At 44.4% G+C, this 16,285-nt stretch carries 10 protein-coding genes and 1 pseudogene; 3 read left to right on the top strand and 8 right to left on the bottom strand.

Going from position 1 to position 16,285, the window contains the following annotated elements; genetic code table 11:
- Together LGZ99_RS11305 and LGZ99_RS11310 are read left to right on the top strand one after the other, a co-directional pair.
- On the top strand, positions 1-267 hold a 267-nt coding region (locus tag LGZ99_RS11305), incomplete at its 5' end, for an alpha/beta fold hydrolase (protein WP_262979122.1).
- Positions 268-293: 26 nt separating this feature from the next.
- Positions 294-1,820: a flavin-containing monooxygenase gene (locus LGZ99_RS11310; RefSeq protein WP_081858316.1), complete on the top strand. Its 1,527-nt coding sequence runs from the start codon at positions 294-296 to the stop codon at positions 1,818-1,820.
- An 81-nt stretch (positions 1,821-1,901) separates the two neighbouring features.
- On the opposite strand, the gene cynS is transcribed toward LGZ99_RS11310, so the two are convergent.
- Positions 1,902-2,372, bottom strand: a complete 471-nt coding sequence (cynS, locus tag LGZ99_RS11315; protein ID WP_021323418.1) for a cyanase — start codon at positions 2,370-2,372, stop codon at positions 1,902-1,904.
- 291 nt (positions 2,373-2,663) lie between these two features.
- On the opposite strand from cynS, the pseudogene cynR reads away from it, so the two are divergent.
- Positions 2,664-3,557, top strand: a pseudogene (gene cynR, locus LGZ99_RS11320) (transcriptional regulator CynR).
- A gap of 46 nt (positions 3,558-3,603) precedes the next feature.
- Here cynR and LGZ99_RS11325 read toward each other — a convergent pair.
- The 7 genes from LGZ99_RS11325 to LGZ99_RS11355 form a co-directional block, all read right to left on the bottom strand.
- A complete protein-coding gene (locus tag LGZ99_RS11325) occupies positions 3,604-4,800 on the bottom strand; it encodes a DUF3322 domain-containing protein (RefSeq protein WP_036839150.1) in 1,197 nt (398 codons plus the stop codon).
- Positions 4,797-8,195, bottom strand: coding sequence for an ATP-binding protein (locus LGZ99_RS11330; protein ID WP_036839151.1), 3,399 nt, complete (start codon positions 8,193-8,195; stop codon positions 4,797-4,799). Before LGZ99_RS11330 ends, LGZ99_RS11325 begins: the two co-directional genes overlap by 4 nt.
- On the bottom strand, positions 8,188-9,096 hold the full coding sequence (locus LGZ99_RS11335; protein ID WP_051769470.1) for a DUF4194 domain-containing protein: 909 nt from the start codon (positions 9,094-9,096) through the stop codon (positions 8,188-8,190). Before LGZ99_RS11335 ends, LGZ99_RS11330 begins: the two co-directional genes overlap by 8 nt.
- A gap of 58 nt (positions 9,097-9,154) precedes the next feature.
- A complete protein-coding gene (locus tag LGZ99_RS11340) occupies positions 9,155-10,615 on the bottom strand; it encodes a DUF3375 domain-containing protein (RefSeq protein WP_036839152.1) in 1,461 nt (486 codons plus the stop codon).
- A gap of 318 nt (positions 10,616-10,933) precedes the next feature.
- Positions 10,934-14,200 (bottom strand): pullulanase-type alpha-1,6-glucosidase, encoded by a 3,267-nt coding sequence (gene pulA, locus LGZ99_RS11345; protein ID WP_036839158.1) that lies wholly within the window; start codon positions 14,198-14,200, stop codon positions 10,934-10,936.
- Positions 14,201-14,687: 487 nt separating this feature from the next.
- Entirely contained in the window at positions 14,688-15,140 is a 453-nt protein-coding gene (locus LGZ99_RS11350; RefSeq protein ID WP_036839161.1) for a hypothetical protein, read from the bottom strand.
- 652 nt (positions 15,141-15,792) lie between these two features.
- A complete protein-coding gene (locus LGZ99_RS11355) occupies positions 15,793-16,281 on the bottom strand; it encodes a GlcG/HbpS family heme-binding protein (protein WP_036839163.1) in 489 nt (162 codons plus the stop codon).
- Positions 16,282-16,285 lie beyond the last annotated feature (4 nt).

Consider the following 16,285-nt stretch of genomic DNA (forward strand, 5'->3'; position numbering starts at 1 on the left):
CTTGATGCCCGGGTCGACATCACTCAGATTGCTCCTACGATAAAAGCCACAACGCTGATTATTGGCTGTACACACGATAAAATAACCCCTACTTACCATAGCAAAGCACTTCTCGGCGCAATCCCGGATGCACGCTATATAGAGATAGAAGCCGGGCACGCTGTCATTTATGAACGCCCTGCCCAGTTAATGTTGGTTATTGACCAGTTCTGCGCGGCACCTTCACTTTACCCTGCCGGGGCCATTATTCCCGCTGACCAGATATAATCCCTTTTACGCTTTGGAGAGCTATTATGAATAAAAGTACACCAGACCATAATCCACAAGCAGATATATCGCAGGTCACAGATGCAGAGATTATTATCATCGGCGCAGGTTTTGCCGGCCTTGGTATGGGAACCCAGCTTAAGCGCCGATCTCAGCACAATTTCCTCATTCTCGAACGTGCCGATGATGTAGGAGGCGCCTGGCGCGATAATACTTATCCCGGTGTAGCTTGTGACGTCCCCTCACACCTTTATTCTTACTCATTTCGCCCCAATCCTGACTGGTCTCATGTTTTTTCACCAGGGAATGAAATATTCGCTTATCTTCAGGATACAGCCAGGGATGAAGGGCTATTGCCTCATATCCGCTTTGGCGCCAACGTTGAAAAAGCCTACTGGGATAACCAAAAAGAGCGCTGGATAATTATCACCACCGCAGGTGTTTTCAGTGGGCGGTTCTTGGTAACAGGCACCGGGCATTTAACAGATGCAAATCTTCCACAGATCGAAGGTTTGAGCAGCTTTACTGGGGAAGTTTTTCATTCAGCCTGCTGGAAACATGATGTCTCTCTTCAAGGTAAGCGGGTAGGTATTATCGGATCGGGTGCTTCAGCAACTCAGATCGTGCCTGAAGTAGCGCAAAGTGTCTCTGAACTTGTTGTTTTCCAGCGAAGCCCATCCTACATCATTCCACGTCCTGACCGAAGTTATTCAGATAGTGAAAAACGGCGTTTCCGACGCGATCCAGAGTCTATTCCCGCTCTTCGTTCAGATATATTCTGGCATTTTGAATCTCTGTATCCGGCCCGTCGTTCTATTCCGCAATATCTTGCAGAATTCAAGCGCATAGCCTCAGATCATCTTAAACAGCAAATCCCCGATCCGGAATTACGTGCAAAACTCACCCCCAGCTATGAAGCGGGTTGTAAAAGGCTTGTGATTGCAAGCAATTATTATCCTACGTTTCTGCAAGATAACGTTAAACTCGAAGCATCAGCCTTGAAGCACGTAGATGGGCAAAATGCAGTTTCGGTGGCCGGCAACAGTTATCCGCTTGATGTGTTGATCTTCTGTACTGGTTTTCAAACCACCCAACCACCTTATTCCCGCCTGGTTCATGGCCGTGATGGCCTCAGCCTTGCTGATCACTGGGCCCAAGGTATGGAAGCTTTCGCATCAACCACTGTTACAGGTTTTCCAAACCTATTTATTATCAACGGACCGAATGCGACACTTACTCATAACTCAATGATTTATATGATTGAGTCTCAAATAGAGTACATTATCGGTGCTATTGAATACAGCAGGAAAAATAACAACTGCGTACTTGAGGTTTCTCCCAAAGCTCAACATCGTTATGTAACCGAATTACAAGAACAGGTTAATGGCACAGTATGGGTTGGAGATAATTGTACAAGCTGGTACCGTGATTCCCGAAATAAGCGTTTAACACTGATATGGCCTGATTTTGCTCACACCTTCAGACAGCACAATAGCAAATTTGATCCTGCTCCTTATCTGTCTCATACGACGACCGAAATCACTAATCCATAAGCTTTAAGCAGCAATTGGATATTCATTCTGTGAAACGGCAAGGGAGAGAACTTGTCTCCCTTGCCGATGCCAACAATCACTTTAGAATGGTTTGGTCGGCAAATACTTCCCGTCGAGGGTAATCACGGCACGGGAACCGCCATTAGGATCATCAACCTTTTTGATATCAAGTTTGAAATCAATCGCGCTGATAATGCCATCACCAAACTGCTCATGGACCAGCGCCTTAAGCGTTGAGCCATAAACTTGCACCATTTCGTAGAATCGATAAATAGTCGGATCAGTCGGTACACCACCTGGGATGCTGCCGCGCACAGGGATAGTTTGTAGCAGAATGAAAGCATTCTCATCAAGTTCAAGCTGGTCAACTACCATCCTCGCAGCGTCGGCAGGCAATGGATGCTGACCTAGCAATGCAGCGGTAACGAATGCGAGACTCAGGCCAGTTCCTTGTGCGATATCTTCAAACGTCAAATTCTTGCGTGTTTTGGCGTCGATGATAGCATCGGTAAGAATCTGGCGGGGAGTTTGGGAATATTGAGATTGTGTCATAATGATTTCCTTTGGATTAATAGGCTATTAAATGCCGTGATGAAACACGGATTGCGTTGCAAAAACATGCTGATGGATGAAGAATGAACGAATTTATCTATAGCGTCAAAGATCGGATTACTATCATCTCTATAGTATTTACCAATAATTGACATGCTCGGGAAGCCCTTATAGTCTTCACTCCATCGTGGCCGATAAGACAGCTGACAGGTGAAGAATGAACGAACTTTTCTATAGTTTCAAAGATCGGGCAGTCATTATTTCCATATTATTTTCAAATAGTTAATTGATATGCTGTTACGACATATCCGTTATCTGCTGGCAGTTGCCGAACATCAGAACTTCACTCGCGCCGCAGAGGAGCTTCACGTCTCGCAGCCGACCCTATCGCAACAAATCAAGCAACTTGAGGAGTCACTGCATGTGCAGTTATTCGACCGATCGGGAAGGAGTGTACGACTCACCGACGCTGGCGAGGTATACACAAGTTATGCCCGCCGTGCATTGCAAGATCTGAATGCTGGGAAGCGTGCGATTCACGATGTACAGGATTTAAGCCGTGGATTGCTCAGGCTCGCAATGACACCCACCTTCACGACTTACTTCATCGGCCATTGGGTAGAGCGTTTCAACGCACGCTATCCGGGAATTGCATTGAATATCAAAGAAATAACGCAAGATCAGATAGAAGCGGCTTTAGCGGAGAACCAGCTCGATCTCGGCATCGCGTTCTCTGAGGTGCGATCCCCCGACATTGATAGCGAGCCATTGTTCATCGAAACACTCAGTCTGATCGTTGGTCAATCCCATCGATTCATCGGTCAACAAACATCATTGACAGCGAAGATGCTGGGACATGAAGGATTAGCGCTACTAAGCAAAGACTTTGCAACGCGAAGCCATATCGATTCGTACTTCCAGAAATAGGGGATCACGCCGCGCATTGCAATTGAAGCTAACTCAATCAGCGCAATCGTAGAGATTGTCCGCCAGGGACGGCTCGCGACTTTATTACCTGATGTCATAGCCCACGAGCAGGCCGGGCTCTATTCCATTGCCATTCAACCTCCGTTGCCGCAGCGCAATGCCGTGCTGTTGTGGCGCAGCGGCGCATATCGAAGCGCTGCAAGTCAGGCGTTTGCCAATCTGATCACGCACCGTTTCGACATAACGCCAAGAAAGTGATCATTCCTGATAAACAGAAAACACCGTGCGCTTGGTGGCTTCCGAGTTAGGACAGCCAATCTATAAGTTTGTTTCTAATGTAATCAGATGAAAGACGCTCCTGTTCTAAGCGTGAAGAGTGGAACCGGCCAGAGATGAGATCATTAAACAACTTTGCTTCATCTTCATTTAGCGATGAAGGATTGGATTCAACTGGATTGGGTTCAGGAACCATTCTATCTTCATGAACTTTAACGGTTTCAACATCCATCATCAGGGATTTAATATCCACAAACTTGTCTCTGGCGTCACTGAGAATCGACAAGCCCCAGCTATCAATATCTCCCCAATACCCTACACGCTTGTCTTTCAACCATGCCGCATCCATCCAGGCAATGTTTTTCCCTCCTCCTATCACCGCTACTGTGTCAGGCATGTCGGGTAACGCCAAACCAGACTGTAAGTTTTCGACGACTAATATATTCGATGCCGGAAGTTCGTGCTGTTTAAGTAATTCACCCGGTATTTGAAGTATCGGAATTCCACCAAACGCGACCGTCGCAGTATGGCAAAGCGGTCTGATGGTTAACCAGCCCTTGGGATTTGTTAAACAACCCAACCAAGCAGTAAGACCACCAAATGCTGAAACGGCACCTTTGTGAATCACATCGGTCAGCTCTTCGATCAGGATTTGGTGGTTCTCAAGAAACTTAGTATCAATACCAATGAGGGGTAATGCTCTTAAATATTGTCCTTCCCCCAAGCCTTGCTTTAATTGTGGGAGCAGCTTTGCCAATAATTCCGCATCTCTCAGAGAGAGTTTTTCCACAATATCTATACATTTAACCAATGCAGGATAGAGATCTTTATCAATCCGCAAGAATGGCTTCATATTTCTTTCCCACAACTTACTTCGGGAAAGGGCATCATTCCCTAAAAATTGAATCAAATGTTGCATCGATTCAATAACAACAAAAGTTGGAATTCGCTGCTCAGACAACTCCCGAAAATTTTTGGAAGACCACTCCACATGGTTTTGATAGGGAAATAATTTCCACTCTTCAACAAATCGCTGAAAATGAACCATATCTGATATGGCAGAACTGCCTCTGGGGGGTTTTAAACCAACGCGGACAGGGAATACTTTGCTGCCCAGTAATCGAGCCTTTAGTGAGGAAAGATTATCCCACTCACGTTGCTTAATGAGCTTCTTAACCTGCGCCGGTAGTAACCCCCAGCGCACCCCATTCAGCTCTCTTTTCATATCAGTTTCTCAAGTTCGATACCTAAACCAGAAGCCTCGGCAGCTAACTTTTTCTCCTTCTCTTCTCCCATTCTCCGGTCAATTTCTTCCCAGGTGACTTCACATAAATGGCTGTCGTGGTTTTCCTGGTCTCTTTCCGCAATGAGCAACGAACGGGCCGATTCTCTCGCCAAATTCAGGTTCTTATAAGGTGTAATCAAATTAACGTGAATATGCAGTTCCCTAAACACCCTAAGCACACGCCGGCTTACTGTTTCGGCTGTATTCGAGAACGCTTCGTCCAGGAAAACAGTACAGTAAACAGGCCGATCATAGCCAACCGGCGTCAAAACGTAGGCCAAACTTGCCGCAACAATAGTCGCTGCGAATGACTCCTTTTCTCCTCCAGACTTTCCACTGGATGACTCCAATACATCACGGATCTCACCCGTATTAATATCCAATTCTTCGGCATAAAATGACATCTGATAACGGGGATCAAGCAGCCTCAAACTTTCCAATGTATTTGAGGAGCTTGGCGCACTGGCTTTCCCAAGGATCTCAACTACCTTAGCCAACTGACGGAACCGTGCTTCATGGTCATCACTGGTTACCTGACTAAGTACCTTACGCAGATGCTGTTCAAATTCATTAACATGCGGGAATTTCTCCCTCTTTGAACCCAGCTTTAAATGTGTCTCTGATCGAAACTCTGTACGCTTGAGGACCCGGTTAATGATGTCAATCCGCTCGAGGATATCTTCCCGTTCAGATTCAAGCTTAGTTTTAATCCGCGCCAGCGACTGCGTTGCATGCTTATTCAAACGTTCAATAAACTGCTCCACAAGGTTGGGAAGCCCTTCCTCTTCCAGTTGTCGTAAATGATTAAGATAATCAGGTAAGCTGCCAATATCACTTTGCCAGTCAACCGTGAAGACTTGCCATTTATCGTTAGACCTGAACGAAACCATAATGCTGATGGCTGATCTTTCCGCTCTGTCTTTATTGTTCCGGCTAGAATCTAATAGACGATCCAAACCTTCTTCAACTTTCGACACCAATTCAGCCATCCGGCTTAAATCGTTGGTATTAAGCACGCCTACCCGAATCGCAAGTAACTGCCTGGCTGCATCAGGTAATCCCTTCTCCGCTTTTGCCCGCGCTTTGTTCCACTCTTCTTGTGCATTTCTCAGCGTATTTTTAATGCCACCAGAATCAGAGTTGAGTTGATTTAATGCCGATTGAATCTGAGCCAATTGCTCTTTAGCCGATTCCCAACGTTCTCTGGCCTTATCAAGATCACCGCCTGACTGCTCTAACACCTTAAGGTCAGCCTGCAAATCAGAAAGCTTTTCGTGCCAGTAAGGAGCATTAATATCATCCCAACGGTAACTTTGGAGCTTCTCCCAAAGTATTTTACGATCAGAAACAGAATTCAAATCCTGACGGGCCTGGCTCACCTTTTTTCCGGTTTCCTCCAGTTTCAAACCTAAATCTTTTTTATCGTTATTAAGAATGGCTAAACGTGATTTGTTTGAAAAGCCCAGACACCAGCGTCTTCTATCATCTATCCGGTGCTGATCTTTTTTCTCAAAGCGCCCCTTATCCATGTGCATTAACCCCTGTTGTGTCATCGAAAACGGGGTTTGATCCAACTCTTCCGTATTCGAAACACATTGCAGGTCAAATCTTTGCAAGTGACGCTTGAGCCACTCCCGATAAGGGTGAGTGCGCCATACTAGCTTCCTTAAATAACCATCAGGCTTAAACTCCGCCGATTGACCCTGGTTAGTCGCAGCATCATTCACAACTTGAACACGTACATGTAAACCCGTATGCCGGGCATTTAACCAGCGAGTTACCATCGAATAACAATGATGTGGCACAGCCAGTGTTGTTCGTAACCCGCCCAACGCCCTCTCTATCGCGCCTTGCCATATCTTTTCATGATCTTCGACGTCGATAAGCTCACCGATAAATACACATTGGTCTTTACTTAATTCTAAGGAATTAACCAGTTCATCCCGCAATTGCTGATATTTCACATCAATATTAGAATCCGGCCTTGCCTCGATTTCCCGAATTTCCTGAGAGATATCATGGATATTTGCTTGCAACTCACTGAATTTGGCACTGATGGTGGCAAACCTGTCCTGATACTCTTCTTCGTCTCGCTGAATACTGGCAAGCCTGGCTGATACTTCGGATTGATTTTTGAGAAATACAGCCTCCTCTAATACAGAAGGAAGAGCCAGTTCATTAGCATGAGTTTGATATTGCGATGAATTTCGAACCACACGATTCAATTGATCTTGGGTATGACCCATCTCTTTTCGAAGCGACTCTATTTTATCCCCGCCAAACTGAAGATATTCCTCATGCCTTCGTTCAACCAGCTTATCCGCATCGACTTTCTGCCCTTCAGCTTGCTTAATTTTGAGGGATAGTGCTTCAAGTTCAGCCTCAATATCGGCAATTTTCTCACTCCACAATTGTGCGAAGATTTCCCCAAAGTAGACCGGAAGACTATTTCTTTCGACCGTCAGCTTCTCAAATTCTTTCGTCGCTTTTTCGATAATTGAGCTGAGTTCAGGTAACCTAGATAAGTGCACCTGTTGTGCTCTTGCATCCACTAATTGACTATGAATCGCCACCAGATCAGCAAACTCTTCCACTACCTTTTTGGCATCATCTTTGACTGCACTCGGTTCAAGTACCAATTCACGAATCAACCCGGTTAAATCATCAATTTTTTTCAGGCCCAACGCCCGCGACAACAGTGCAGGCGCATTCTTATTGTCCATATACAGAAGCTTTCGGTACAACTCCTGATAATCGGAAAAATTATCATCACAGCATGTCAGTGCCGGGTCATCACGGAGCCATTGCTTGAATGATCGGGCATTACCATCCCCAAAAGCATCAAGCATTTCCTTAAGAGTCAGGTCTCTTTTAGCGACAATATAAACTCGTGTCACGTCCGCAAGCACATTCGTCGATTTAGTGATCCAGAAAAGTGCCGCAAGTGTGATTTTTGAACCATCATCACCCTGATATAACGCTCTCAGCCCAGTCACCACGCCAGATTCACGCTTACTTCTGACTCTCGTACCCGCTCCATCATGGGCAGATCCAAAACTTCCCCGCATATAAGAAAGTAAAGTCCGGTCAGAACGATCACCCTGCGCCGCAGCCACATTAAAGGTTGCCTTTCCGGCAGGAAGGAGTAAAGCCATAAGACCATCAATAAACGTCGATTTTCCCGCGCCGTTATCCCCAGTGACCAAAGTTCCCATCGGATCGATCAACGCGGTATGCAAGCCGTTAAATGACCCCCAGTTATAAACTGAGAGTTCGGCTAATCTGATTTGACCAACATGAAATAATGAATCAGCCGAAAGAGTTTGATCAGTCATTTTCATCTCCTGTTTCCTCCTCTCCATCTTGATAATCAACAGCGTTGCTGCCGTTTTTATTTAGCTCAATACCCTTCTCATCCGCCATTTTCAGGTATTCATTCAACATACTTTCGAGAAATTCAGCACTGACTACGTAGCGGATCACCGGTGTAATCTCGAAGCGATCCTCACTTCCCCGCACCGAACTCAATATTTTTTTCGTCACCATTTTCTCAAGAGCACCCTTGAGTTTCCTCCGGTCAGATTTAGTACTGTTTGTCAGCGGTAAAAACGGTGTCAGATGGGATTCTATACGCTCGATATCAATGATAATCCTTTGCTCGCCCGATGTTTCCCGATCCTGGTAGTGTTTGCGCAGCACTAACAGCAACAACGTATCGTATAAAGAGAGCGTCCTTCGGCTAATCAGAGAGACAACCTCTTCACCATCTATGCCCAATGATTCGGTATCTTCCTCATTTTGAAAACCGGCTATAAAGGCGACACCCGCTTTCTCATCTAAGACCAGCTTCAAATAGACTTCTGACAGATGTTTGCGTACAGCACATTGGTATCGACAAAGTGATTCAAACAACTTGGCTTTCTGCGAAGACAATATAACGCCCTGACGCAGCAAGCTAACCAGCACTCGGCGCGCATCAGGTGGCATACCACTGTTTGAGCTTTCAGGGTGATCACTGACTAACACATCATCAACTTCAACGGATGAACTCTTATTGGCAGCGACAGCAGATTCAACACCGGTTGTGTCTGTAAGCGGGTTGTACTCTGATTGAGTACGATGTTTTATCAACTGATCGAAAAACCCTGTTTGCTGCTCTTTTTGAGGATCTGAATCAGACTTCCCAAGGGTTGCGGGGGTACCACGATCTTTATTCAACTTTTTGTCTTTATGCATTCCAACCCTCACTATGAAATCTACAGCCACTTTCTATTCACTACTACGCTATCCACCATTACAACACCAATTCATCCAAACTGTCTGGAAACAGGTCGGCACTCAGAAGAAAAGTGGGGATAGACGCCCGCAAGCGAATTCCCTGTTTGTCACTGATTTCAATTGATTCCTTCTCTTCCAATGATGCAGCCCCGACAGATTTCGCAACCCGCAAATAGGCAACTAACTCTTCCAACCCTGAATTAAGCGGGTGATAATGTGCAATAGATGCAATCGTCATTGGACCAAACGCTTTTAACGTTTCTAACGCCTTCTCAGCGATCAATCGGATTTGAACAGCATCAAGGCAATCCAGCATCTGTATACTCGGTTCTCGAGAGTTAAGCTGTTCTTCAACACCTGAGGTATCCAGCTTTTCATCAGGTGATTTAAGGAGCATGCTTTCGGGAGAGCTAATACTTGCCGCCCCAACGGGCAATGAAAGAGCTGTTGTTGTTTGCAAGTCGCAATCAGCATTCTTCAATTCAACAGCGAGTCGCTCCAATTGACCAAGCAATCTATCAACAGCACGATTTTCTTGAGCAGTACCACTCTCTATGTAAGCACGCAAGCTCTCTTCCGTTCTTCGCCTGATTTGAAAAACTCGGTCACTCTCTCGACTCAACTCTCTCATGAGCTGACTTAAGAACTGACGTTGCTGAGTAACCAAGTGTTTTGCAGCGGGACGATTTAAAATGCTTCGAAGCTGATCCCGCAGCTCCATAGTTCTATTTTGATCACATAACAAATCAAAAAAGCTTTCAAACGCACTACCGGCATCTGTTTTAGCCAGAAACGCTTCTTTCTCTAAAACAGCAAGAAGGATATCTCCTCTGGTGGAGTCTCCCTCAATAATTTGAATACGAATTTCCTGATCCAACCGACGAATTTCATCTTCAACCCGGCGAAAATCACCCGTTAAAACAGAAGCCAACTGGTAAATTTCACGAATTCTTTCCCGCTGCTCAACCTCGGTCAGCTCGGTTACAACACCGGCCCTCAGGGCATCAATCTCTCTCTGAATTTCGGATTTTCTATCTTCCAAAAGCGTGACACGCTCATCGACATTTGGGCTAATCGCCACCGCAAAGTCCCTGACCGCTTCCTGAACAATTCGAAGATGAGACGCAGTAGTTCCTGAACTGCGCTCATCAAGTCCCTGACTAAAACGGAGCGCAATTTCACTGGCATCCGTTTTAGTTAATGCGTCATCCATCTCACGCAACCAGCCCTCCCGAATCCATTTATTGAGGTACGTGCTGGCACCCGTTTCAGTTTCCCAAAGACCAAGTTCACGACAGCGTACCAACTCTGCATCGAGTGACACACGGGCACGACTAAAAGGGACTTCACTATCTTCCGAAAATAACTCACCCAAAAATGCCAAAATTAAAGGGGAATTATCCGCTCTTAACAGTTTCCAGGCTGCACTTTCCTGAAATAGACGGCGATACTTTGCCTGTAACCCTTGGAAGTTCAACTTGCCTCCTCTGTGTGGTTATGAGTAAAAAGCGATTAAATGAGTACTGGCTCGTTACCACCCTTTCCAAAAAGCCACTACCAAGAATTTTGTATGATTCACAATCAAATAAAAACCATATCATCATGCTTTTTATTATGTCAACGCCTGTTATTAACTCTTGTAATTATTATGCGCTGTGATCAGAGAGAGAATTAAGATGATAAACAATGTCTCAATTATCATCAGCAAGGGAAACGGCGGGAGTACCCCTTCGAAGTTAGAGATGGGCGGTCTGGACAGACCGCCCCGATGCAAACAGTGGAAAATTCCTGTGCGTTACTTCCTGCGAACAGGCAAACCAGTACCGCGAACGCCATCTTGTGGTAAAACCAGCACCGCTACCGACCAGGCCGGCAACGTAACCGCGCCATCTTTTGCTATTTTGATACCGGCCGCCAGCGAGGTATTGCCCAGCTCGCTTTGAATATCATTCAACTTCAATCCCTTGATATTAAGATCTCTCACTGTAGCAAACCATGGTGCAGCATTGATCACCACCACCAAGCCGTCAAACCGCAAATCACGGTCATCATCGGTGGTATTACCATCATCTATCGTCATCACCAGTAATCCAAGTTGCTGATTCGGTCCGACATTACGAAAATCGATACGTTGCTTAACCGATGCACCATCACCGAGCGTCATCAGTGGTGAGAATTGACGCAGGCGCAGCAGTTCCTGATAAAAAGCTGTCATCTGCAATAACTCAGTTTGGCCTGGTTTATCCACTACGTTTTTCACTCGTTCAATCAATGCATAATTTCCGCCATCATTACGCAGGCCCGGCATACCAACATCATAGTTGTTGTCTTGGTAAGTGTAGCTGACACGGTTAAACCAATCGCCGGCATCATAGGAATCACGAGTAAAAGACTTAGAACGCAGTAGTTCCGATCCATGTTGGGCGAAGGCCAGTCCCTGCCCAAGGAATGTAGTAGCGAGGGATATTGCCTGCATGCGAACCCTGGTTGCCAGATCCGCCTCACGTGCCGCTTTGTAGCTGATTAGGTCCCATAACGTTTGGTTATCGTGTTTAGATACATAATTGATCACCTCAATTGGATCAGCAGCATAACCGGCTATAGCCCCTTTGTAGTCAATTTCTCTGCCGGTTTTCACCGCCCCATCTTTATCGATCAACACGAAATCAGCCAGATTGCCCGCCATACCCAAACGTACCAGATCCGCCAGATGACGCACCTCATTAGCATTTAACCAAGTCTGTTCGTTAGGTAACGTTCCAGCACCATTACCCACTCCCTGGTTAATACGAATGCTATCAGCAGAATCGAACGGTCCACCACCTTGTACTGCGTCACGCAATCGATCAGAGAAAGTACCAATCCCGGTGCCCTTAAGATTAATCTGTGAAGCCATCTCGAAACGATCGTCCTGCCCGGAATTCCAACCTTCACCGAAGAAGTAGACCGATGGGTTAATCGCACGTACTTTTGCCAGCGCCAATAACATCTGTGCCTTAGGATGAAAGCCCATTAAGTCAAATCGGAATGCGTCGATCTTATAGTCCTTAACCCAGGTCACCAATGAGTCTTCGATTAGTTTAGCGAACATGCGGTGCTCTGGCGCCGTATCGTGACAACAGGTGTTGGATTCAACATTACCGCTGATTTCATTCAGGCGATGATAGTACCAAGGGACTATCTTATCCAACACGGAAGATTTGTCTGTTGGGCCAGCAGCATTGGTGTGATTGTACGCTACGTCCATAACCACATTCACTCCCAGTTGCTGCTTGATGGCCTGAATCATGGCGCGAAACTCTTTTATACGCACCGAACCTTCCGCATCTGTGGCATAAGAGCCTTCCGGTACTGAATAATGGAACGGATCATAGCCCCAGTTGTAGGAGTCGGTTTCTGCAATCATCGCATTCAGCTCTTGTACCTGTGGATTACTGGCACTATCACCGCTCCGTAACTCCTGCAACACTTCACCCACGGTTTGTGAACTATTACAGTAATCAGCAAAGCGGCTGTTTCTCACCATTGTATTGACCTGGCACAAACGACTGAATGGATGATTAAGATCAGCCACTTGGTCGCTGAATTCATTAACGGAAGCCAAATCAAATACTGGCAACAGCTCCATATGAGTGACTCCGGCCTGGCTCAGTGCCTTAAGATGCTTGAACATATCGCTGTTGTTGGCAGTCAGAGCCAGATATTTACCACGCCAGGCTTCCGGCACTGTGCTATCTGCAATGGAGAGATCACGGACATGAGATTCGTATATGGTCATGCGCGCAATGTCCGCCAGTGTACTTTGCGAACGCGGCATGATCAGGCTATCCCAGTTCTGTGGTTTCAGTGCCTCATCATCCAGGTTGATTACCTGACTATATTCCGAATTGGTGGATAAGCTGTGGGAATAGGGATCAGTGACCTCATAGTGTTCCACATTACGGGAACGTGGATGGTACACCGTTAGAGCATAACGGTAGTAAGCACCAACCAGTGCCTTATCGCCTTGCCATGACCAAGAGCCACTAGCAGGATCACGGCTCATTGGATGGTTGGCGATTATTTGTTTATCTGTATCATAAATAACCAACCCGACATCCTGAGCAGTAGGCGCCCACAAACGGAAGGTAACACCTGCATCATTGATCAGCGCACCATACTCCAACGTGTCAGCTGCATCGGCAAAACGGTCATCCAGCACTCCGGCAGTTTGTACCTGAGTCGCCGATAATAACAAACCTTCTTTATTGGTCGCCAACACGACCAGATCACCAGTGAGTAATGTCTCGATATCCGTGTCTTCTGGCAGGCGGAACGCTGTTAAATTCTTCAAGTGTGGAAATCGATCAGCTGTTTTCTGGCTCAGGGTAGTCGGTGTTAATGCCAGATAACTATCGGTAAAGTTTCCTTGGTCATTGGCTACGACTTTGCTCCAGCTATGATATAAACGGACATAAGGCTTATCTGCTCCGCCTGACCACAACAGTGTCTGATTGTCGATCCAATGTGCCGAAGCCTGGGAAACACCGAACACAGATTCAAAGGCTTCCGCCCGACTACTATAAATTTGATCACTGCCGGGTATCACAGAAATAGTACGGTTACTGAAATCGGAGAAGGAAATTCTCAGGTCACTGTCGATCAATTTAGTGTTGTTGCCATCACGCACGATAAAATTAATACAGCCCTCGTTTTTGTTTAACGGCACAACCCAGTAAGGGCCATAACTATCGCTGCCCGTAGGAATTGCACTGAAATCATTCCAGCTCAATGAGGGAGAAGCCAAGGAATCACAGTTTTCATCGTTCCATAGATAAAGCGTGTTAGCGCTGTAGTCATGATTTGTTGTCGGACTTTGACTTAATTTAGCAATGTCCACCAGATGGATCACCGCCTGTAAATCACCAGCACGGGCGGCTTCACCCGGTATTTTGATAGGAAGATGCGCTATCGGCTCTTGGGAGGTATTAGATGAAGAACCATTGTTGTCACAGCCAGCCAGTAAAACAAATGTACCGCTTAATAGAGCCCGGTAAGCCTGTTTAACGAAGTGAGCTACCATAATCAGACCTTTTAATAGTAAGAAATTAGCGATGATATTATTGTTAATTCAATGAAACGGAAATATTAAATAATGTCTCGAATAACACAGCATCCTCCTAATTTTGATACTGATAGGGAGTAGGAGCCAGGAGGAAATGCTTTTCCGTGATATCTCGCACAATAATAATGTAATAATCTTTTATTACATAAGGCTGACGTGAATTTTATATGTATTACTCCATGTATTTTCCATGTGTTTTCCATGCTGATGATATTATCCCCCCCCGGTCTTATTTCGCTTTTACCCTCAGTACCAATGCTCACTTTTCCTTTAAAGAACTATTTCGTATCTGACATTAGTAGAGAATGTCATAAAGCATTCTCTATTAAGTTATCCAAAATAAAGCCAGAACCTATTTTCGAACAATGAATTAAAATCTACCGTTGACACAGTTTATGAAAAACGCCAAGTTAACAACACCTATCATTAACAAATGTGAAGTTCGTTACCTAAAAAACTTCAACATCCCATGCTTAAATGTTTCAGCCTGGACAATTTCAATATTAAAACCAAAGTTATTTCTTATAAATCCAGAAACTGGCAATAAACGCCCTACGGATGGTCTGTAATGACCAGAATGATTCACTAAATACACTGTGTTCCTATATCGATACATGTAACCAGCACTGATAACTCGACTTCCTCCCTCCCTTGCCGCTAAAACTGGGTGGGAAAGCATCTTCGGATTAACCTTTTTACTGATACTCCCGATAACCAGTTGTCCTTCTACATTAAAGATAAATTTATGTGATTTAGTTGTATCAAGCAAAATATCTAGATCTCTAGCCTCAGTGATAGTCTGTACAGACGCATTACCATAATATCGCGCCCAACCAGCTAAGTTTTCCTCCATATCAAACAGATTTAGTTTGGTATTTCTCAAATAACCTTCAAACATCTGTGACACCCCAACGGTGTTTTGAATACTTGTCTTTTGACATGTTAATAGATCCTCATACAATTTCCATTTTCCAGCTTGCTACTCTAGATACCAGACAATGAGAACACTTTTATAGCTTATAGTTATTTTCTAATAGGTGATAAACGTAATAAAATATTTCTCTATTATTTCTGACTTGTCAGTAAACGAAGCATTTTTTGATGTTGAAGGAATAGTCTGGCTAGAGAATTAACCGCATTATTGTAACAAATTAAATTGTTTATAAGGATTTTAAATACAAGACATTAACGATTCTATTTTTTTGGAAAAAACCATGAAATTCATATTCAGGCAAACAAACATCTTTATTTTATTCATAAAATAAAGATGTTCGATGCTATACATCGAACATTCTCAAACTAAAAAACTTAAATTTACTTAACTCCATAATAAAAATGAATTATTGTAAACAACCTGTTAACAACTACCATAATTTAACCGATATAACACTTCCTTAATTATTAATTCCATACAAAATATACGAGCATGGAAAAATCAGATAAATATTATATATTTTCTATATTAATATAACGATAATGGATTAATTCCATCGCAATATTTTTATTAAATTCGTAAATATTTAAAGGCTGATCAATTCATATCATAAACTTCAAAACTCTAATGAAACCTTTTGAATTGCATCAATGGCACATTGATGATCTAAATGACCTCCAGGTGCACCACCAATACCAATCGCACCAATCACTTCATCACCAGATTTAACCGGAACACCACCACCTAATAATAGGAAACCTGGGATATGCACCAGATTTTGAGCACCAAGATTTGATTGTGCAGATTTCATTACTTCATCTGACGTTCTTTGGGTAGATAATGCAGTATAAGCTTTCATTTTGCTCGCCTCAACGGTATGTAAACCTGCTTTATCCATACGCTGAACCGCTTTCACAACCCCACTTTTATCAACAACAGAAACCGTCACGTTATAATTATTCGATTTACAGGATTGAATTGCCTCAGAAGCTAATTTATTTGCTAACTCAAGCGAAATATTACGTTCAGTAATTGTTGATGTAGCAAAAGCCATTTGTGCAAATAAACCTGTTGCCAGGATAGAACAAAGAAGAGAACGTTTCATAGGT

It is taken from the genome of Photorhabdus temperata (assembly GCF_025384845.1).
GTDB classification, from domain to species: Bacteria; Pseudomonadota; Gammaproteobacteria; order Enterobacterales; family Enterobacteriaceae; genus Photorhabdus; species Photorhabdus temperata.